Consider the following 18803-nt stretch of genomic DNA (forward strand, 5'->3'; position numbering starts at 1 on the left):
TGCCGCGGGGAGCGGGCGCGGCCTTCACAGGCTGCGCCTTGAGCGTCTCTGCCGCGGCACTACCAGTCTTGCTGCGGCTTTCTTTCGTCTTCGTTGCGGCTGTCATGGGGACACCTCTCTCTCGCGTCAGTCAGTGACGGCGCGCGTCGGGGCACCCCAGGCGGAACAGGCAGTCTCCGCACGAAGCACTGCGACCGCACCTGCCGGCGGCCTGCCTCATGCTGACGACAACCGCCGCCTTGCAAGTCCACCTGCATTCGGTGGACCAGAATACCGGCGGCGGGAAAAAGGTGCGCCACCGGTATCAAATCCGGCCTATTGTACTTGAACAAATTTTTCCGAGATACGGGGAAAACCGGCTGACGCTTCGGTATTTCCCCGGTACCCCGAACGGGGGGCGGCCGCGGAGCGGTGTCTGGAGGGGTGCCGCCCATGGGGCGGCTGGTGCACTCAGGCCAGGCAGTTCTCCAGGCCCTTGAGGATGGCGTCGCGGGGCAGGTCCACGCCGATGAACACCATGCGCGTGCCCGGGGTCTCGTCTTCCCACTTGGCGCCGATATCGCTGCCCATCAGCTGGTGGACACCCTGGAACACCACTTTGCGGTCCACACCCTCCATATATAGTACGCCCTTGTAGCGCAACAGTTTTTCCCCGTACACGGCCAGGATGCCGGACAGGAATTCCTCCAGCTTGCCGTAGTGGAAGGGCTTGTCGCTGCGGAAGACGAACGACGCGATGCGGTCGGTATGGTTGTGGTGATGGTGGTGGTCGTGCGCGTGGCCATGGCCGTGGTCATGATCGTGACCGCAGTCGTCGCCGCAGTGCTCGCCGTGCTCGTGGTCATGATCGTGCTCATGCTCGTCGGCGCGCAGGAATTCCGGGTCGATCTCCAGCTTGGCGTTCAGGTTGAAGCCGCGCAGGTCGAAGATGGTGTCGATCGGCGCCTCGCCAAAGTTGACCAGGCGGATCGGCGCGCGCGGGTTCATGTGCAGCAGGCGGTGGCGCAGCTCGGCCACGTCGGCTTCGGTCACCAGGTCTGACTTGGTGATGAAGATGGCGTCGGCAAAGCCCACCTGGCGCTGCGCCTCTTCCTGCTGGTCCAGCTGCAGGTGGGCGTGCTTGGCATCGACCAGCGTGATCACCGCGTCGAGCAGGTAGCGCGAGGCGATTTCCTCGTCCATGAAGAAGGTCTGCGCGACCGGGCCCGGGTTGGCCACGCCGGTGGTCTCGATCACCACGCGGTCGAAACCGATCTCGCCGGCGTCGCGGCGCGTCAGCAGCGTTGACAGGGCCTGCACCAGGTCGCCGCGGATGGTGCAGCAGATGCAGCCGTTGCTCATCTGCACGATCTGCTCGCGGCCGTCCTGCACCAGGATTTCGTTGTCGATGTTCTCTTCGCCGAACTCGTTCTCGATGACGGCGATCTTCATGCCGTGCTGCTCGTTCAGGATGCGCTTGAGCAGGGTGGTCTTGCCGCTGCCGAGGAAGCCGGTCAGGATCGTGACCGGAATCAGTTTGGACATTGTTGTTCTCCGGGTATGTGAGAAAGCTGTTCTGTAAGCCGCTCAGTGCGCCGTTCAGTGCGAGGCACCGCCAGGCGCGGCGGGCGCACGCTTGCCGCACTCGGCGCAGACGCCGTTCACGGTCAGTTCGACATGTTCGATGGCAAAGCCGCTGGGCACGCGCGGCGCGGCCGGCTGCAGCGGGGCGCTGGCATCGTCCAGGCAGAAGGTGCGGTCGCAGCGCGTGCAGTGGAAATGGCTGTGCTGGCGGTGCTCCTGCGCGCGCGCGGCCTCATGCTCGACCAGGCTGAAGCGGAACACCCGGTCGTTGCCGGCGCGCTTCTGCGCCATGCCCTGGTCCACCAGCCAGTCCAGCACGCGATAGACGGTGACGCGGTCGATGGTCTCGCCCGCTTCGGGCAGGCGGTCGATCACGGCCTGGTGGGTCAGCGCCTCGTCGCTGCCGATCAGGCAGGCCAGGATGCACAGCCGCGGCTGGGTCACGCGCGCGCCCAGCTGGCGCAGGCGTTCACGGGCGGCCTCCAGGGCCGCCGGGGTCGGGATTGCCGGTTCCGGCGCCATGGCCGGCCGGTCCGGACTGGGACGGGTCATGGCCGGATTTAACCATAGGCCTCCGGTTGATGCAATTCAGTTGCGTCAGCCGGGGCGGCAGTTTGCGCCTATGATCGGCACAGGACCACCCCAAAAGCGGAGACCACCCATGCTGAACGACGCCAGCGCGCTGCTGTTCCCGAATTTCGAACCCTTCCGTCAGCATGTCGGCGAGGTCGAGATCGCCGGCGTGCGCGGCGGTTCGGGGCCGCCGCTGCTACTGTTGCACGGACACCCGCAGAGCCACCTGATCTGGCACCGGGTGGCGCCGGCGCTAGCCGACCACTTCACTGTGATCGCCACCGACCTGCGCGGCTACGGCAGCAGTTCGGCCCCGCCGGGCAACGCCGGCCATGAGCACTACAGCAAGCGCACCATGGCGCAGGACCAGGTGGCGCTGATGGCGGCCTTCGGCTTCGAGCGCTTTGCGCTGTGCGGCCACGACCGCGGTGCCCGCGTCTCGCACCGGCTGTGCATGGACCATCCGGAGGCGGTCAGCCGCGCCATGCTGCTGGACATCGCGCCCACCCTGGCGATGTACGAGCGCACCAGCATGGCCTTTGCCGCCGCCTACTGGCACTGGTTCTTCCTGATCCAGCCGGCGCCGTTCCCCGAGACGCTGATCAATGCCGAGCCGGACTTCTACATCCAGAAGCTGATGGGCCTGCGTCACGCCGGCCTGGCGGCCTTTGCCCCCGACGCGATGGCTGCCTACACCGCGGCGATGCGCGACCCGGCCCGCGTGCACGCCATGTGCGAGGACTACCGCGCCGCCGCCACCATCGACCTGGAGCACGACCGCGCCGACCGCGAGGCCGGGCGCAGGTTGGCGCTGCCGCTGCGCGTGCTGTGGGGCGAGCACGGCGTGGTGGCGCGCTGCTTCGAGCCGCTGGTGCTGTGGCAAGAGGTGTCCGCCGAAGTCAGCGGCCGCGCGCTGCCCTGCGGGCATTACATCCCGGAAGAGGCCCCTGAACCGCTGCTCGAGGAAATGCTCGGTTTCTTCCGTTAGGCAGTGGGGCTGGTGTCACAAACGCAGCCCTTTGTAGCCGATCTCTGCCATATCTTCCCTCTTTCCCGCCATATGCGGCTGATTGCAGGCGGGTTAGCCCCTATACCTGCCTATTGTCTGCTGTTGCTAACATCAACCCCCTCCCTTGCCGTTTACGGCAGGGGCAGCGGAGCCGGCCGGCATGGTCCGGGAGCGCGGCCAGAAAGACCGCGCCAGAAGCGCCCCCGCACCAGCGGGGGGCGGGCCGGCGGCAACGCATTGCAGACGGGTATGACAGGGAACCAGGAGAAGAAAGCATGAAACGAGTGGCAAAGATGGTCGCGGCCGCGCTGGCAGTCAGCGCGATGGGCGTGGCGGCGGGCGCGCATGCCCAGGAATATCCGGGCGGCAAGCCGGTCTCGGCCGTAGTGCCGTTCGCGGCGGGCGGCCCCACCGACAAGGTCGCGCGCGAGCTGACCGCGATCATGTCCAAGCATCTGGGCACGACCATCGTGATCGAAAACCTGGGCGGCGCCGGCGGCACCATCGGTGCCAAGAAGGTGGCCCAGTCCAAGAATGACGGCCACACCGTGCTGATCCACCATATCGGCATGGCCACGGCCCCGGCGCTGTACCGCAACCTGGGCTTCGATCCGCTCAAGGACTTCGAGATGGTCGGCGAAATCGCTGACGTGCCGATGATCCTGGTCGGCAGCAAGCAGCTGCCGCCGAACAACTTCAAGGACCTGGTGCCGTATATCAAGGCCAATGCCAGCAAGCTGTCGCTGGCCAATGCCGGCATCGGCTCGGCCTCGCACCTGTGCGGCCTGCTGTTCCAGAGCGCGATCCAGACCGAGCTGACCACCGTGCCGTACAAAGGGGCTGCGCCGGCACTGACCGATATTCTGGGTGGCCAGGTCAACCTGCTGTGCGACCAGACCACCAACCTCGCCGGCCATCTCAAGGCCAGCTCGGTCAAGCCGTACGCGGCCATGCAGGCACGCCGCGTGGAAGCGTTCAAGGATGTCCCGACCGCGGCCGAGCAGGGCATGCCGGGCGTGGAAGTGAAGGTCTGGCACGCCATGTACGCGCCCAAGGGCACGCCCAAGCCGGTGATCGACAAGCTGTCGGCCGCGCTGCAGAAGGCCGTGGCCGACCCGACCTTCCGCGCCAAGATGGCTGAGCTGGGCGCCGAGGCCGTGCCGGCACAGCGCGCGACGCCGGATTCGCTGCGCACCTACCTGAGCGCCGAGATCAACAAGTGGACCCCGGTGATCAAGAAGGCCGGCGTGTACGCCGACTGATCAGGTGGAGTGATGCGTGAGGCGCGCTGGCCACAGGCCCGCGCGTTGCGGACAAGGGCCATGCGGCAGCGCATGGCCCTTTTTGCTTTCTGATGGGGCGCCCGGCAGCCTGCCGGCGGGCGTCCTATATTTGGTCAGACCGGGCGGCGCTTCGCGGCGCGCGCGAAAGGCCTTGAAACCGGCCGGGGGCGTCGCCAACTACGGTCCTGACATATTCACGGAAGCCACCATGGAACAGTATCACGGCACTACCATCGTCAGCGTCCGCCGCGGCAATCAGGTCGCGCTTGGCGGTGATGGCCAGGTCACGCTCGGCAATATCGTGATGAAGGGCACCGCGCGCAAGGTACGCCGCATCTACAACGGCAAGGTGCTGGTCGGGTTTGCCGGCAGCACCGCCGATGCATTCTCGCTGCTGGACCGCTTCGAGGCCAAGCTGGAAAAGCACCAGGGCAATCTCACCCGCGCCGCGGTGGACCTCGCCAAGGACTGGCGTTCGGACCGTGCGCTGCGCCGGCTGGAGGCCATGCTGATCATTGCCGACCGCGACACCACGCTGGTCCTCACCGGCAACGGCGACGTGCTGGACCCCGAAGGCGGCATCGCCGCGATCGGCTCTGGTGGCGCGTATGCCCAGTCGGCCGCCAAGGCGCTGATCGAGAACACGGACCTGGCGCCCAGGGACGTGGTCGAGAAGTCGCTGGGCATCGCCGGCGAGCTCTGCATCTACACCAATACCAACTTCGTCATCGAGACGCTGGAATGAGCGATGGCCGGCCGCCGCGCAGGCAGCCGGCACGCCCCACTGAACGGATACCATGTCGCACACCATGACCCCGTCGGAAATCGTTTCCGAACTCGACAAGCACATCATCGGCCAGAACAAGGCCAAGAAGGCCGTGGCGGTGGCGCTGCGCAACCGCTGGCGCCGCCAGCAGGTGACCGAGCCGCTGCGCCAGGAAATCACCCCCAAGAACATCCTGATGATCGGCCCGACCGGCGTCGGCAAGACCGAGATCGCGCGCCGCCTGGCCAAGCTGGCCGACGCGCCCTTCATCAAGATCGAAGCCACCAAGTTCACCGAGGTGGGCTACGTCGGCCGCGACGTCGACACCATCGTGCGCGACCTGGCCGAGATGGCGATCAAGCAGACGCGCGAATCCGAGATGAAGAAGGTGCGCACCAAGGCCGAGGACGCGGCCGAGGACCGCCTGCTCGACGTGCTGCTGCCGCCGCCGCGCGACATCGGCTTCTCGCAGCCGGAAGAGAAGGATTCCAACACCCGCCAGGTGTTCCGCAAGAAGTTGCGCGAAGGCCTGCTCGACGACAAGGACATCGAGCTGGAAGTCTCCGCCGGCATGCCGAGCATGGACATCATGGGCCCGCCGGGCATGGAAGACATGACCGAGCAGATCCGCACCATGTTTGCCGGGCTGGGCCAGGGCAAGAAGGCGCGCCGCAAGATGAAGGTCAGGGAAGCCTTCAAGCTGCTGATCGACGAAGAGGCCGCCAAGCTCGTCAACGACGAGGAGCTCAAGCACAAGGCCATCGCCAATGTCGAGCAGAACGGCATCGTGTTCCTGGACGAGATCGACAAGATCGCCAGCCGCAGCGAAATCGGCGGCGGCGAGGTCTCGCGCCAGGGCGTGCAGCGCGACCTGCTGCCGCTGGTCGAAGGCACCACGGTGAGCACCAAGTACGGCATGATCAAGACCGACCACATCCTGTTCATTGCCTCGGGCGCGTTCCACCTGTCCAAGCCGAGCGACCTGATCCCCGAGCTGCAGGGCCGCTTCCCGATCCGGGTCGAACTGGATTCGCTGTCCGTGCAGGACTTCGAGGCCATCCTGACGCAGACCGATGCCAGCCTGACCAAGCAGTACCAGGCGCTGCTGAGCACCGAAGCGGTCAACCTGGTGTTCGCGCCGGACGGCATCCGCCGGCTGGCCGAGATCGCCTTCTCGGTCAACGAGAAGGTCGAGAACATCGGCGCGCGGCGCCTGTACACGGTGATGGAGCGGCTGCTGGAGGACCTGTCCTTCCACGCTACCCGGTCGTCGGGCGAGACCGTGACGATCGATGCGGCGTATGTCGACGAGCGTCTCGGCGACCTCGCTGGCAATGAGGATCTGTCGCGCTACGTGCTGTAAATCCAGCGCGGTCATGGCATGAGGGGCGCACCACGGTGCGCCCTTTTTGCTGGCTTCCTCGCCAAGGCCACGTGCCCCGCGCAGGGTTCACACGGCCGAGTCACCTGCACGGACGGGATTTTGATGTCAGTGCGTTTCCACCTGCCACACCCCGGTAACCATCGTAAGCATTGGTAAGCCCGCTGGCGCGCCCCTGCCGGGCGATGCGACCCTTGCGCACCTTGACGGTCGATTGACCGGTGCGGGAGCCACCGCATCCCCATCAACTCACTGGCAGGAGAAATCAGATGGTCATCTACAAGACCCGCCGGGTTGTACTCGCCACGGGCGGCCTGCTGGCCGCGCTGGCCGCGGCAACCGCGTTCCTGTGCATCCGCCCGGCCATCCCGGCCGCCGAAGCAGCGCAATCGGGCACCATCGGCGCGGCCGCTGCCGCGGCGGCGACGCTGGCGCTGGATTCGGGCGCGTTGGTCACGCTGGCGGACCGCCATGCCGGCGATGCCATGCGCATCGCCGAAGACAGCACGGTACCGGACGGTGCCGAGGGCCTGGACTGGGACTACGTGCAGCTGCGCCTGTAATCCGGCGCCGTCGGCGCCAACCAGCAGCAAAAGGCCGCGCTGATGCGCGGCCTTTTGCTTTCCTGCGGAAGGTTCAGCGCGATACCGGCCGCTTGCCCAGCTTGCGCTGCAAGGTGCGCCGGTGCATGTTCAGCGCCCGCGCGGTGGCCGAGATATTGCCGCCATGCTCGGCCAGCACGCGCTGGATATGCTCCCATTCCAGCCGCGCCACCGACAGCGGCATCGGCTCTTCCAGCGCGGCCTGCGCCGCATCTTCAGACACGCCCGCCATCAGCGCGGTCAGGATCGAATCGACATTGGCCGGCTTGGCCAGGTATTCGTCCGCGCCTTGCTTGACCGCCGCCACCGCGGTGGCAATGCTGGCGTAGCCGGTCAGGATCAGGATGCGCGCGTCGGGCAAAGCCTGGCGCAGCGGCGACACCAGTTGCAGCCCCGATTCGGCGGGCGCGGTGCTGCCGGCTTCCGGCGGCGGTTCCAGGTGCAGGTCCAGCGTGACGTAGGCAAATTCGGTGCGCGCTGCCAGCGCGAGCGCGGTGCGGCTGTCGTGCGCCACCTCCACGGCATAGCCGCGGCGCGTGAGCGCGCGCGCCAGCGTGCCGGCAAAGACTTCGTCGTCGTCGATGACCAGGAAGGGCGTGCCAGCCGGTGCGGTGGCTTCGGGTACCGGGGTGAAGGTGTCGGTCATGGGGTGGGTTGCGCGGTGGCGGCGGTGGCCGCGGATGCGGGAAAGGTGGAGAGCGCGGGCAGGCGCAGCTCGGCGACGGTGCCGCCGCCGGGGCGGTCATGCCAGGCCAGTTCGCCGCCCATCTGCCGGGCGGCGCTTTGCGCCAGGTACAGGCCGATGCCCTGGCCGCCGTGCTGGCTGGCCACCGGGGTTTCGCCCAGCTGGCCGCGCAGCGCTTCGGGAATGCCGTCGCCGTGGTCGGCGACGCGGAATGACAGCCACGGCGCGGTATTGCCCGGCGCCATGGCGATCTGCAGCTGCAGCGGCTGCGTGCCGCGGCCGGCGGCCTGCTGGCTGCGCGCGGCGTTGTCCAGCAGGATGGTCAGGATCTGGCCCACGCGCGCGGTTTCCACCGCCTGCGCGGCGGCGCCGGGTGTGGCGATGGCCTGCAGGCTGGCGTTGGGGTGGCGCAGCTGCCAGCGCTCGGCAAACGCCGGCAGCCAGCCGTCGATGCGCTGCGGCGCCAGCGTGGCCGGGTCTTCGCGCAGCCGCGCCAGCGTCGAGCGGCACAGCGCCAGCTGCTGTTCCATGGTCTGCAGGTCGGGCAGGTAGGCGTGGATCGCGGTGGCGCCGCGGCCCGGCTCGGACGCATCGGCACGCAGCTCGCCGGCGATCACCGCCAGCGTGGCCAGCGGCGTGCCGATCTCATGCGCGACCGCGGCAGCCTGGCCGTTCAGGTCCTCCACGCGCGCTTCGCGCAGCAACTGCTCGCGCGCCAGGTTCAGCTGCGCCTCGCGCTGGCGCAGCACGCCGGACAGGCGCGCCACGAACAGTGCGATCATCACCGCGCTGGCGACAAAGTTCAGCCACATGCCGGCCAGGTGGTAGTTCACCGCGTTGTCCGGGTTGTGCAGGTCCAGCGGCACATATTCGATCAGCAGCACCGTGTAGCAGGCCAGCGCATACAGCGCCAGGACAATCACCTGGCGCCACGGCAGGATGGCTGCGGCAATGGCGAGCCCCGGCAGGTAGAACGAGACGAACGGGTTGGTTGCGCCGCCGGTGTAGAACAGGATGGCGGACAGGGCCGTCAGGTCCACCAGCAGCTGCCCCATCAGTTCGGCCTCGCCGGGAGCGCTGTTGCGCCGCGTGTGCTGGCGCAGGCGCAGGCCGGTCAGCAGGTTGAACAGTGCCTGCAGCCCGAACACCACCATGAGCGGCCCGTAAGGCAGGCGGATGCCGGCGATGGGTTCGCAGCTCAGCACCGTCAGCGCCTGGCCAGCCAGCAGCGCCCAGCGCAGCCAGAACAGCCGGCGCAGCGTCACCTGGCCATGGCGGGCGGAGGTGGCGGCCGGCAATGGCGACAGGAAGGGGAGGTCGGGCAAGCGGGTCACGGCTGCGGCAGTGGTCATGGCGCGAGTGTATCAATGCGGCCGCGGGGCACCCGTGCGTGCGACACCTTGCCGCATTGGCGCGGCGCCGCGCGGGCTGCCAGACTAGCCTGTTGTGTAGCCGATTACGTGCCGCACGGCAGCCATGCCAGGCGCATGCACGGGCGGGCCTTGCCATGGTCTAATGTCTGCTTTCAGGAGAGCCTTTCATGCAAGCCAAATTCCGCTCGGCCACGCTGGCCGCATCGATCGCCCTCGCAGCCGCGCTGGCATCCGGCGCCGCCCTGGCCCAGGTCGATGTCAGCAATGCCTGGGTGCGTGGCACGGTGCCGACCCAGACCGCTTCCGGCGCCTTCATGGTGCTGCACGCCCACGACAACGCCAAGCTGGTCGGCGTGTCGTCGCCGGTGGCCGTGGCCGAACTGCACGAGATGAAGATGGAAGGCAACGTGATGCGCATGCGCCAGGTCAAGTCGCTGGACCTGCCCAAGATGCAGGACGTCGAACTGAAGCCGCGCGGCTACCACGTGATGCTGATGGGCCTGAAGTCGCAGCTCAAGGCAGGCGACACCGTGCCGATCACGCTGACGATCGAGCAGGGCGGCAAGGTGGTCGAGCAGAAGGTCACGGCCGAAGTGCGCGACATGGTGCCGGCTGCCGCCAGCGGCGGCCACGGCGACCACAAGCACTGAGCGGCCCGGCCGCCAGCGCCGGGCTGATCCCATCCGACATCATGGCCAACAAGCAGCACGGTACCCGGCAGAAGCTGGTCTTTCGCGGCCAGTCGGGGACCGGCAAGCCACCTGCCAGCCCCGCGCCGCGCCGTGAGTCACGGCCGCCGGCGCGGGCCCAGCCAACGGTGCGCCGTCAGCCGCGCAAGCTGATCGGTTCTTCCGATTCCTGACTGGCCGCCGCGGCCAGCACGCGCTCGCGCAGCCACGTGTGGGCGGGATCGGCCTCGGTGCGCTCGTGCCAGATCATGCTGAAGGTGAAGTCTTCCAGCGCGAACGGCGGGGCGAACACGGCGTAGCGCGGGTCGTCTTCGAGGGCGGCCAGGCTGCGCCGCGCCGTGGTCAGCACCAGGTTGGTCCCGGCGATCAGCGCCGGCGCCACGCTCCAGTGCGGCACCACGCAGGCGATCTTGCGCCGTCCTCCCAGCTTGGCCACGGCGGTGTCGATCGCGTCCATGCGTTCGCTGTGCGTGGCGACCAGCACGTGCGAGCGCGCCAGGTAGGCCACCTGGTCGAGGCGGCCGGTGTCGCGCACGGTGGCGGCGTCCACGGCGCACGCATAGCTCTCGCGGAACAGTTCGGCCGACTTCACGTCTTCGGGCTGGTGGGTGAACACCCCCAGCGCCATGTCGATCTCGCCGTCGGCCACCTGCGCGGTCATGCCTTCGCGGCTGGCCTGCGACACCACCAGGTCAATATTGGGCGCGGCCTTGCGCACCGCGCGCAGCAGCCGCGGCAGCACCACCAGCGCGCCGTAGTCGGACATCGCCAGCCGGAAGCTGCGCCGCGCGGTGGACGGCTGGAAGCCGCTGGGCCCCAGCAGGATGCGCACCTGCGCCAGCGCCTCGGCCAGCGGGCCGGACAGCTCATGCGCGCGCGCGCTCAGCACCAGGCCGCCCTTGCCGCGCACCAGGATGGGATCGTCGAGCAGCTGCCGCAGGCGCCCGAGCGCGTGGCTCACCGCCGGCTGGCTCAGGTGCAGCCGCAGCGCGGCGCGGGAGATATGGCGCTCGGCCAGCAGTGCTTCCAGCACCACCAGCAGGTTGAGGTCGATTCCGCGTAGGCTATTCATTCGGCGAATAATAAACGTACGAAAGCAGAATTGGAAATTCGCATTGCGATATTTCAAACTGCTGGCATCGCATCTTGCCCTATGGAGCGCGCTATGTCAGGCACCCAGCTGCCCTTTTCGATCCCTGTTTCAATCTGGCTGCCGCTTGGCACCGCCGTGCTGGCCGGCGCGGCGATCCCGTTCCAGGCGGGCGCCAACGCCACCCTCGGGCGCACGCTCGGGCATCCGCTGTCGGCCACGCTGGTCTCGTTGCTGGTCAGCCTGGCGGCGCTGCTGCCCGTGCTGTGGCTGATGCGCGTGCCGCTGCCCGCGCCGGCGGCACTGGCGCGCGCGCCGGGCTGGCTCTGGAGCGGCGGGGTGCTGGGGGTCTTTTATATCTCGGCCGCGCTGATGATGGCGCCGAAGCTGGGCGCCGCCGGCTTTATCGCCGCGGTGGTGGCAGGGCAGGTGCTGGCCGCGTTGCTGGTGGACCAGTTCGGGCTGGCCGGCTTTGCGGTGCGCATGCTGACGCCGGCGCGGCTGGCGGGCGCGGCCTTGATCGTGGTGGGCATGGTGGTGATGCAGTGGGGCGGTGCGGCGGCGCCGGCGGCACCTCAGCCAGTGGCGGGATCGGGCTCCTGAGCTGCCTGGCGGCGCGCCGCCAGGCAGGTGGGGCACAGGCAGTGCTGGCCCGGCACGATCCGCCGCGCCGGCAGCAATGGCTGTCTGGCGCACCAGCACTCGGGCAGCCCTGCCGCGTAGCCGCAGACAAAGCCCGCGCCGCAGCGGCTGCAATGCTCGACCGGGCGCAGCTGGCCGGTCAGCACGGCCGAGGCGTCGCTCATGGACGGCTCCCGGGCGCTTGCGGGAATGCGGGGATTCGGGCCGGCGGCATGCGGTTGGCTTCGGGCATGATGGTCAGGACTGGGGAACGCTGTGCCAGGACGTTGGCCAAACGGTTCAGGCGACAGCGTTGTTGCGCGGACGGAACGCCGGCACGCTGCCTGGTGCCCCGTGGGGCGCTTGCAGGCCGCTTGCAGGCCATTCACGGGGCCGTGTTCAGCCGGTGGACTCGCGCCCCGCGCGGTTTCTTGTAAAATCGGCGCCTGCCGTGGCCGGATGGCGCACTTTCGGGCGATCCCCGTTGGTTATCCCCGGGTACGCGGCCGATTAGCCATCATACCTGTTGATTCTCACGGATGTCCCCCATGAACGCCGACAACCCCGGGCCTGCCGCAACCACGGTGGCCGCCATTGCTCCCGCGCTGAAAGCCGAGATCCTCGCCGAGGCCCTGCCGTATATCCGCAAGTTCCACGGCAAGACCATTGTGGTCAAGTACGGTGGCAATGCCATGACCGAAGAGAAGCTCAAGCACGGCTTCGCGCGCGATGTGATCCTGCTGAAGCTGGTCGGCATGAATCCGGTGGTGGTGCACGGCGGCGGCCCGCAGATCGACGAGGCGCTGAAGAAGGTCGGCAAGGTCGGCACCTTCGTGCAGGGCATGCGCGTCACCGACGAAGAGACCATGGAAGTGGTCGAGTGGGTGCTGGGCGGTGAAGTCCAGCAGGACATCGTGATGCTGATCAACCAGTACGGCGGCCAGGCCGTGGGCCTGACCGGCAAGGACGGCGGCCTGATCCGCGCCAAGCGCCTGCAGATGCCGGACCGCGAGAACCCGGGCGCCTTCATCGATATCGGCTACGTCGGCGACATCGAGGCGATCAACCCGGCGGTGGTCAAGGCGCTGCAGGACGACGCCTTCATCCCGGTGATCTCGCCGATCGGCTTCTCCGACGACGGCCAGGCCTACAACATCAACGCCGACGTGGTCGCCGGCAAGATGGCCGAGATCCTGAAGGCCGAGAAGCTGGTGATGATGACCAACATCCCGGGCGTGATGGACAAGAAGGGCAACCTGCTGACCGACCTGTCCGCGCGCGAGATCGAAGAACTGTTCGCCGACGGCACCATCTCGGGCGGCATGCTGCCGAAGATCTCGTCGGCACTGGACGCGGCCAAGAGCGGCGTGCACTCGGTGCACATTATCGACGGCCGCATCGAGCATTCGCTGCTGCTGGAAATCCTGACCGAGCAGGCCTTCGGCACCATGATCCGCTCGCACTGAGCGGAGCCCCGGGGCGGCGCTGGCCACGGCCAGCCGCCCCGGAATATCCCATCATCCTCCGAGTTGCCCGGCGTGCCTTCCAGTCTTCCTCATCCGCGCCGTGTCCGCGCTCGCCTCTGCCGCCGCCCCGCTGGCAATACCTCTGGCGATACGGTCTGGCTGTTCGATCTCGACAACACCCTGCACGACGCCTCGCACGCGATCTTCCCGGCGATCAACCGGCTGATGACCGCCTACGTGGCGCGCGTGCTCGGCTGCGACGAGGCCACCGCCAGCCGCGTGCGCGTGGACTACTGGCAGCGCTATGGCGCCACGCTGCTCGGCATGATCCGGCACCACGGCGTGGACCCGGCTGACTTCCTGCGTGCCGCGCATGAATTCCCGGAGCTGGCCGACATGGTGCGGGTGCGGCGCGGGCTGGCCGCGCACCTGCGGCGCCTGCCCGGGCGCAAGATCCTGGTCACCAACGCCCCGCAGGACTACGCGCGCGCGGTGCTGGAGATCGCCGGCATCACGCATTGCTTCGAGCGCGTGGTGGCGATCGAGCAGATGTGGGTCCATGGCCACCTGCGGCCCAAGCCGGACCGCCGCATGCTGCGCCGGCTGCTGGTGCAGGCGCGCATCGCGCCGCATCGCGCGGTGCTGGTGGAAGACACGGTGTCGCACCTCAAGCGCTACGCCGGCACCGGCATCCGTACCGCGTGGGTGACGGGCTACCTGCGCACGATCGCGCCATCGCGCCCGCACGATGTGCCTGCCGGATCCACCGCGCTACGCGACGACGGCAGCCGGCGCGATGCCGCGGTACGCTCGACGCTGGACGCGGAGGACCGCCGCCATGTCGGCCACGCCGCGCAGGAGCAGTCGGTTACGCTGGTGGCCGCCGAGTCCCAGGCGCCGCAGGCGCAGCCCGACAATGTGCCGCGCGTGCGCGCCCGCGTGCCGAACCGGCCAGCCTATGTGGACATAAAAGTACAATCGATGCATCAACTCCAACGACGAATGCGGAGAATCGGGTCATGACGCAAAGCAACGGGCGCGAACCAGAGGCGGTCATTACAGGCAGTGCACAGGACGCGCAAGACGGCGGCCAGCCGGCACGCAAGCGCCCGCGCCCGGGCGAGCGCCGCGTCCAGATCCTGCAGACGCTGGCCACCATGCTGGAGCACCCGCGCCGGGAGAAGATCACCACCGCCGCGCTGGCCGCGCGCCTGAGCGTGTCCGAGGCGGCGCTGTACCGGCACTTCGCCAGCAAGGCGCAGATGTATGAGGGCCTGATCGGCTTTATCGAGCAGACCGTATTCGGCCTGATCAACCAGATCACCGACAAGGAAGAACACGGCCTGCGCCAGGCCCACGCGATCGTGCGCATGCTGCTGTCGTTTGCCGAGAAAAACCCGGGCATGACGCGCGTGCTGACCGGCGAGGCGCTGGTGGGCGAGCATGAGCGACTGCAGGAGCGCATCAACCAGGTGGTGGACCGCATCGAGGCGTCGCTGCGCCAGTGCCTGAAGATGGCGGTGACGCAAGCCGCGTTCCCGGCGGATGCCGATATCCCCGCGCGCGCCGCGCTGATCATGGCGGCGGTGCAGGGCCAGTGGCACCGCTATGCCAAGAGCGGCTTCCGCAAGTCGCCTTCGGACCATGCCGAGGCGCACCTGCGGGTCTTGCTGGGCTAAGAACCCATTTGGGTTCTAATTCAACACGCCGGGCCGATTGCTCTATAATTGCCCGGTCGCGCCGATTTGATGACTGGCTTGCGGGCGCGCGGCAGCCACGGGACCAAGGACCGGAGGCTTGCCACTATAAATGCGGCTAAAGAGGTTGGGTCGGCGCCCCATGCCACCACGGTAGTGGATGGCGCCGGCACGCGGAATCCCGCAAGGAATCCAGCGAATCCCGACTTGGCTGCGACGCTTGATACGCAAATGCCGGTCGGCTTTTTTTATGCCCGTTCGCCACGGGCCGGATTCCATGACTGATGTCGCACTGCCGACCGCCGCGCCTGCCGCGTTCGACCTGCCGCCCGATTCGGTCGGCGTGGTCGCGCCGCAGCGCATGCACTTTGCCGAGCCGCTGAAGCTGCGCAACGGCTCGTCCATTGCCGGCTACGACCTGATGGTCGAGACCTATGGCACGCTCAATGCGGCCCGCTCCAACGCGGTGCTGGTGTGCCACGCGCTCAATGCCTCGCACCATGTGGCGGGCGTCTATGCCGAGGATCCGCGCGACGTGGGCTGGTGGGACAACATGGTCGGTCCCGGCAAACCGCTCGATACCAACCGCTTCTTCGTCATCGGCGTGAACAACCTCGGTTCGTGCTTCGGCTCGACCGGGCCGATGAGCACCAACCCGGCTACCGGCGCGCCCTACGGCGCGGCGTTCCCGGTGGTGACGGTGGAAGACTGGGTCAATGCGCAGGCGCGTGTGGCCGATGCGTTCGGCATCACGCAGTTCGCCGCGGTGATGGGCGGCAGCCTCGGCGGCATGCAGGCGGTGGCCTGGAGCCTGATGTATCCGGAGCGCCTGCGCCATTGCATCGTGGTCGCGTCCACGCCCAAGCTGTCGGCGCAGAACATCGCCTTCAACGAGGTGGCGCGCAGCGCCATCCTGTCCGACCCCGACTTCCACGGCGGCAACTATTACGCGCATGGCGTCAAGCCCAAGCGCGGCCTGCGCGTGGCGCGCATGATCGGCCATATCACCTACCTGTCGGACGAGGACATGGCGGAGAAATTCGGCCGCGAACTCAAGAGCGAGGACATCCGCTTCTCGTTCGATGTCGAATTCCAGGTCGAGAGCTACCTGCGCTACCAGGGCGACAAGTTCGCCGAATATTTCGACGCCAACACCTACCTGCTGATCACGCGCGCGCTCGACTACTTTGACCCGGCGCTGGCCTACGGCGGCGACCTGACGCGCGCGATGGCGCAGACCCAGGCCAGCTTCCTGGTGGCCAGCTTCGGCACCGACTGGCGCTTTGCGCCCAGCCGCAGCCGCGAGCTGGTCAAGGCGCTGCTGGACAACAAGCGCCCGGTCTCGTACGCCGAGATCGACGCGCCGCACGGCCACGATGCCTTCCTGCTCGACGACCCGCGCTATCACAACCTGATGCGCGCCTACTACGACCGCATCGCAGAGGAGATCGGCGCATGAACGCCCCGGCCAATCCCAATATCCTGGCGCTGCGCCCCGACTTCCGCGCGATCGCGCGCTGGATCGAACCCAATTCGACCGTGCTCGACCTGGGCTGCGGCGACGGCAGCCTGCTGCGCGTGCTGCAGGACGAGCTGGACGTGCAGGCCTACGGCATCGAGATCCGCGACGAAGGCGTGCTGGCGTGCGCGCAGAAGGGCGTCCATGTCATCCAGCAGAACCTGGAAGGCGGCCTGGCGCTGTTCGAGGACAAGAGCTTCGACACCGTGATCCTGTCGCAGACGCTGCAGACCATCCACAACACCGCGCAGGTGCTGCGCGACACGCTGCGGGTGGGGCGCGAGTGCATCGTGTCGTTTCCCAACTTCGGCTACTGGCCGCACCGGCTGTCGGTGTTCCGCGGCCGCATGCCGGTGTCGGAGGCGTTGCCCTACCAGTGGTACAACACGCCCAACGTGCGCGTGCTGACCATCAGCGACTTCGAAGCACTGGCGCCCAAGGTCGGGCTGCGCGTGATCGACCGCGTGGTGATGCACGAAGGCGTGACCGTCAACTGGGGCGGCAACTGGCGCGGCAGCCTGGCGGTGTACCGGGTCTGCGCGGCCTGATCAGGGGGACGCATCGCCCCCGGTCGCGGCCAGGTGGTCGACAAACGCCCGCACCTTGGGCGGCACGTGCCGCGTAGGCGTGTAGACCGCGTAGGCCGTGCCGATGTAGGGCTCGAGGATGTCCCAGTCGGCCAGCACGGTGACGACGCGGCCATGGTCCAGGGCATCGCCCAATGAGAAATCCGGCACCAGCCCGATGCCGGCATCGCGCTCCACCATGCTCATGATCGCCAGGCTGTTGTTCAGCGTCAGACGCGGCGGGATGCGCACCTCCACTTTCTCGCCGCCGGCCTGGTGACGCATGGTCCAGCGCTCGCCGAAGTTGCCATAGCCCAGGTACAGGCAGCGTGCGGCCGGCAGGTCGCCGGGCGTGGCCGGCGTGCCGTGGCGGGCCAGGTAGCCGGGCGAGGCCACCAGCCGGTAGCGCACCTCGCGCAGCGGCCGTGCCGCCAGCCCTGGCGCCAGCTCGCGCGCGATGCGCACGGCCACGTCCAGGCCTTCTTCGACCAGGTCGACCATGCGGTCGGCCAGCGTCAGCTGCAGATCCAGTCCCGGGTACTTCGCCAGCAGCGCTGGCAGCCGCGGTGCCAGCCAGGCCTGGCCGAACGAGACCGGCGCACTGACGCGCAGCACGCCGTGCGGCGTGCCGCCGTGCTCGCCGGCCAGCGCGGTGACCTCGCGCGCGGCGGCGGTCATGCGGGCGCAGGCGGCGTAGACCGACTGGCCCAGTTCGGTCAGCGCAAAGGCGCGCGTGGTCCGCTGCAGCAGGCTCGCGCCGAGCGTGGTTTCCAGCCGGGAGACGTGCCGGCTGACTGCCGAAGGCGTCATGCCCAGGTCCTGCGCGGCGGCCGAGAAGCTGCCGCACTCGACCACGCGCGCAAACACGGCCATCGCATTAAGTGGCATATCCGGCATTGCACATCCCCAATCTTTGACTCCAGATCAAATACTAATTGAGTGGGGATGGGATTGTTGAGCAGATCGCATGGTGGAACAATGCGCCCATTGTCTGACCGGAGTCCTTCATGTCCTCCCAACAACCGTTGCCAGGCGGCGCCTGGCGCATGGTCGCGGCCATGCTGCTGTCTGGCACTATCGGCTGGTTCGTGGTCACCAGCGGCCAGCCGCCGCTCGATGTGGTCTTCTTCCGCTGCCTGTTCGGCGGCGCGGCGCTGCTGGGCGCGCTGACGCTGCAGCGCGGCTGGGTGCGGATGACCCGTGCGCAGCTTGGCTGGCTGGCGCTGGGCGGCGTCACGCTGGTGCTCAACTGGCTGGCCCTGTTCTCGGCCTACGCATACAGCGGCATTGCCATTGCTACCGTGGTCTATCACACCCAGCCGTTCTACCTGCTGCTGCTGACCTCGGTGATCCAGCGCGAGCCGTTCCCGTTCGCGCGGCTGCCATGGCTGGTGCTGGCCTTTGCCGGGGTGATGCTGATCACGGGGCTTGAACACGGCCCCACCGGGACGGCGATGCTGGCCGGGATCGGCCTGGGCTTGCTGGCGGCACTGCTGTATGCGGTGACGACCCTGGCCACGCGCCGGCTGCAGGGGATCCCGCCGGGCCAGATCGCCGGGCTGCAGATGGTGCTGGGGGTGCTGATGCTGGCACCGCTGGCCCATCCCGCCGCCGGCAGCTATGGCACCGGCACCTGGGCCACGCTGCTGGCGCTCGGGCTGGTGCATACCGGTGTGATGTACACGCTGCTGTATGGCGCATTCCAGCGGCTCAACGTGGTGTCGATCGCCACGCTGTCCTTTATCTACCCGCTGGTGGCGATCGTGATCGACGTGATGGTGTTCGGCGTGGTGCTGGGGCCGCTGCAGATCGCCGGCATGGCGCTGGTGCTGCTGGGCGTGGTGGCGAACCAGCTGGGCTGGAGCCTGCCGCTGCGGCGGCGGGCGCAGGGCTGATGCTGCACCGGGCTGGCAGCTTCGC

20 protein-coding genes are annotated in these 18803 nt (G+C 68.1%); 13 read left to right on the plus strand and 7 right to left on the minus strand.

Annotated features, from left to right (window positions below):
- Window positions 1-450: 450 nt before the first annotated feature.
- A complete protein-coding gene (locus DN412_RS13455) occupies window positions 451-1524 on the minus strand; it encodes a CobW family GTP-binding protein (protein WP_115212094.1) in 1074 nt (357 codons plus the stop codon).
- Between the two features lie 54 nt (window positions 1525-1578).
- The gene (locus DN412_RS13460; protein WP_115212095.1) at window positions 1579-2115 is read right to left on the minus strand and encodes a Fur family transcriptional regulator; all 537 of its coding nucleotides are present in this window, start codon (window positions 2113-2115) and stop codon (window positions 1579-1581) included.
- A gap of 109 nt (window positions 2116-2224) precedes the next feature.
- Here DN412_RS13460 and DN412_RS13465 point away from each other — a divergent pair, with 109 nt between their 5' ends.
- From DN412_RS13465 to DN412_RS13485, 5 genes are all read left to right on the plus strand, one after another.
- Window positions 2225-3124 (plus strand): alpha/beta fold hydrolase, encoded by a 900-nt coding sequence (locus tag DN412_RS13465; protein WP_115212096.1) that lies wholly within the window; start codon window positions 2225-2227, stop codon window positions 3122-3124.
- Window positions 3125-3420: 296 nt separating this feature from the next.
- Complete coding sequence (locus DN412_RS13470; RefSeq protein ID WP_115212097.1) at window positions 3421-4407, plus strand: tripartite tricarboxylate transporter substrate-binding protein; 987 nt, start codon at window positions 3421-3423, stop codon at window positions 4405-4407.
- 229 nt (window positions 4408-4636) lie between these two features.
- Window positions 4637-5173, plus strand: a complete 537-nt coding sequence (hslV, locus tag DN412_RS13475) for an ATP-dependent protease subunit HslV (RefSeq protein WP_078194830.1) — start codon at window positions 4637-4639, stop codon at window positions 5171-5173.
- 52 nt (window positions 5174-5225) lie between these two features.
- Window positions 5226-6557 carry an ATP-dependent protease ATPase subunit HslU gene (gene hslU, locus DN412_RS13480; protein WP_115212098.1) on the plus strand — a complete coding sequence of 444 codons (1332 nt, stop codon included), beginning with the start codon at window positions 5226-5228 and terminating at the stop codon, window positions 6555-6557.
- Window positions 6558-6844: 287 nt separating this feature from the next.
- Window positions 6845-7138, plus strand: a complete 294-nt coding sequence (locus DN412_RS13485; protein ID WP_115212099.1) for a hypothetical protein — start codon at window positions 6845-6847, stop codon at window positions 7136-7138.
- A 73-nt stretch (window positions 7139-7211) separates the two neighbouring features.
- Here DN412_RS13485 and DN412_RS13490 read toward each other — a convergent pair whose 3' ends face one another.
- Together DN412_RS13490 and DN412_RS13495 are read right to left on the minus strand one after the other, a co-directional pair.
- Window positions 7212-7823 carry a response regulator transcription factor gene (locus DN412_RS13490; RefSeq protein ID WP_115212100.1) on the minus strand — a complete coding sequence of 204 codons (612 nt, stop codon included), beginning with the start codon at window positions 7821-7823 and terminating at the stop codon, window positions 7212-7214.
- Window positions 7820-9214 (minus strand): ATP-binding protein, encoded by a 1395-nt coding sequence (locus DN412_RS13495; protein WP_115212101.1) that lies wholly within the window; start codon window positions 9212-9214, stop codon window positions 7820-7822. Before DN412_RS13495 ends, DN412_RS13490 begins: the two co-directional genes overlap by 4 nt.
- 188 nt (window positions 9215-9402) lie before the next feature.
- Here DN412_RS13495 and DN412_RS13500 point away from each other — a divergent pair, with 188 nt between their 5' ends.
- On the plus strand, window positions 9403-9885 hold the full coding sequence (locus DN412_RS13500; RefSeq protein WP_115212102.1) for a copper chaperone PCu(A)C: 483 nt from the start codon (window positions 9403-9405) through the stop codon (window positions 9883-9885).
- Between the two features lie 175 nt (window positions 9886-10060).
- On the opposite strand, the gene DN412_RS13505 is transcribed toward DN412_RS13500, so the two are convergent.
- The gene (locus DN412_RS13505) at window positions 10061-10996 is read right to left on the minus strand and encodes a LysR family transcriptional regulator (RefSeq protein ID WP_115212103.1); all 936 of its coding nucleotides are present in this window, start codon (window positions 10994-10996) and stop codon (window positions 10061-10063) included.
- 93 nt (window positions 10997-11089) lie between these two features.
- Between DN412_RS13505 and DN412_RS13510 the strand changes: the two genes are divergently transcribed.
- Window positions 11090-11617 carry a DMT family transporter gene (locus DN412_RS13510; protein ID WP_115212104.1) on the plus strand — a complete coding sequence of 176 codons (528 nt, stop codon included), beginning with the start codon at window positions 11090-11092 and terminating at the stop codon, window positions 11615-11617.
- Here the strand turns inward: DN412_RS13510 and DN412_RS13515 are convergent.
- On the minus strand, window positions 11590-11820 hold the full coding sequence (locus DN412_RS13515; protein ID WP_115212105.1) for a cysteine-rich CWC family protein: 231 nt from the start codon (window positions 11818-11820) through the stop codon (window positions 11590-11592). The genes DN412_RS13510 and DN412_RS13515 overlap by 28 nt on opposite strands.
- Window positions 11821-12183: 363 nt before the next feature.
- Here DN412_RS13515 and argB point away from each other — a divergent pair, with 363 nt between their 5' ends.
- The 5 genes from argB to metW all read left to right on the plus strand — a co-directional run bounded on the left by argB (window position 12184) and on the right by metW (window position 16865).
- On the plus strand, window positions 12184-13101 hold the full coding sequence (gene argB / locus DN412_RS13520; RefSeq protein WP_010813296.1) for an acetylglutamate kinase: 918 nt from the start codon (window positions 12184-12186) through the stop codon (window positions 13099-13101).
- A gap of 72 nt (window positions 13102-13173) precedes the next feature.
- The gene (locus DN412_RS13525) at window positions 13174-14124 is read left to right on the plus strand and encodes a pyrimidine 5'-nucleotidase (protein WP_115212133.1); all 951 of its coding nucleotides are present in this window, start codon (window positions 13174-13176) and stop codon (window positions 14122-14124) included.
- Complete coding sequence (gene slmA / locus DN412_RS13530; RefSeq protein WP_115212106.1) at window positions 14121-14780, plus strand: nucleoid occlusion factor SlmA; 660 nt, start codon at window positions 14121-14123, stop codon at window positions 14778-14780. Before DN412_RS13525 ends, slmA begins: the two co-directional genes overlap by 4 nt.
- Before the next feature lie 295 nt (window positions 14781-15075).
- Window positions 15076-16257 (plus strand): homoserine O-succinyltransferase MetX, encoded by a 1182-nt coding sequence (gene metX, locus DN412_RS13535; protein ID WP_115212107.1) that lies wholly within the window; start codon window positions 15076-15078, stop codon window positions 16255-16257.
- Window positions 16254-16865, plus strand: coding sequence for a methionine biosynthesis protein MetW (metW, locus tag DN412_RS13540; protein ID WP_115212108.1), 612 nt, complete (start codon window positions 16254-16256; stop codon window positions 16863-16865). Before metX ends, metW begins: the two co-directional genes overlap by 4 nt.
- Here the strand turns inward: metW and DN412_RS13545 are convergent, their stop codons facing one another.
- Window positions 16866-17780, minus strand: a complete 915-nt coding sequence (locus tag DN412_RS13545; RefSeq protein ID WP_115212109.1) for a LysR family transcriptional regulator — start codon at window positions 17778-17780, stop codon at window positions 16866-16868.
- 110 nt (window positions 17781-17890) lie between these two features.
- Here DN412_RS13545 and DN412_RS13550 point away from each other — a divergent pair, with 110 nt between their 5' ends.
- Window positions 17891-18778, plus strand: coding sequence for a DMT family transporter (locus DN412_RS13550; RefSeq protein ID WP_115212110.1), 888 nt, complete (start codon window positions 17891-17893; stop codon window positions 18776-18778).
- The last annotated feature ends 25 nt before the right edge of the window (window positions 18779-18803 follow it).

The organism is Cupriavidus lacunae (assembly GCF_003353055.1).
Taxonomy (GTDB): domain Bacteria; phylum Pseudomonadota; class Gammaproteobacteria; order Burkholderiales; family Burkholderiaceae; genus Cupriavidus; species Cupriavidus lacunae.

Coding starts and splice junctions, on each gene's coding strand:
- DN412_RS13510 (WP_115212104.1), top strand. CDS start 11,090: ATGTCAGGCACCCAGCTGCCCTTTTCGATCCCTGTTTCAATCTGGCTG.
- DN412_RS13465 (WP_115212096.1), top strand. CDS start 2,225: ATGCTGAACGACGCCAGCGCGCTGCTGTTCCCGAATTTCGAACCCTTC.
- DN412_RS13495 (WP_115212101.1), bottom strand. CDS start 9,214: ATGACCACTGCCGCAGCCGTGACCCGCTTGCCCGACCTCCCCTTCCTG.
- DN412_RS13490 (WP_115212100.1), bottom strand. CDS start 7,823: ATGACCGACACCTTCACCCCGGTACCCGAAGCCACCGCACCGGCTGGC.
- DN412_RS13500 (WP_115212102.1), top strand. CDS start 9,403: ATGCAAGCCAAATTCCGCTCGGCCACGCTGGCCGCATCGATCGCCCTC.
- DN412_RS13515 (WP_115212105.1), bottom strand. CDS start 11,820: ATGAGCGACGCCTCGGCCGTGCTGACCGGCCAGCTGCGCCCGGTCGAG.
- metX (WP_115212107.1), top strand. CDS start 15,076: ATGACTGATGTCGCACTGCCGACCGCCGCGCCTGCCGCGTTCGACCTG.
- DN412_RS13550 (WP_115212110.1), top strand. CDS start 17,891: ATGTCCTCCCAACAACCGTTGCCAGGCGGCGCCTGGCGCATGGTCGCG.
- hslV (WP_078194830.1), top strand. CDS start 4,637: ATGGAACAGTATCACGGCACTACCATCGTCAGCGTCCGCCGCGGCAAT.
- DN412_RS13455 (WP_115212094.1), bottom strand. CDS start 1,524: ATGTCCAAACTGATTCCGGTCACGATCCTGACCGGCTTCCTCGGCAGC.
- DN412_RS13485 (WP_115212099.1), top strand. CDS start 6,845: ATGGTCATCTACAAGACCCGCCGGGTTGTACTCGCCACGGGCGGCCTG.
- DN412_RS13470 (WP_115212097.1), top strand. CDS start 3,421: ATGAAACGAGTGGCAAAGATGGTCGCGGCCGCGCTGGCAGTCAGCGCG.
- metW (WP_115212108.1), top strand. CDS start 16,254: ATGAACGCCCCGGCCAATCCCAATATCCTGGCGCTGCGCCCCGACTTC.
- hslU (WP_115212098.1), top strand. CDS start 5,226: ATGTCGCACACCATGACCCCGTCGGAAATCGTTTCCGAACTCGACAAG.
- DN412_RS13505 (WP_115212103.1), bottom strand. CDS start 10,996: ATGAATAGCCTACGCGGAATCGACCTCAACCTGCTGGTGGTGCTGGAA.
- slmA (WP_115212106.1), top strand. CDS start 14,121: ATGACGCAAAGCAACGGGCGCGAACCAGAGGCGGTCATTACAGGCAGT.
- DN412_RS13460 (WP_115212095.1), bottom strand. CDS start 2,115: ATGACCCGTCCCAGTCCGGACCGGCCGGCCATGGCGCCGGAACCGGCA.
- argB (WP_010813296.1), top strand. CDS start 12,184: ATGAACGCCGACAACCCCGGGCCTGCCGCAACCACGGTGGCCGCCATT.
- DN412_RS13545 (WP_115212109.1), bottom strand. CDS start 17,780: ATGCCGGATATGCCACTTAATGCGATGGCCGTGTTTGCGCGCGTGGTC.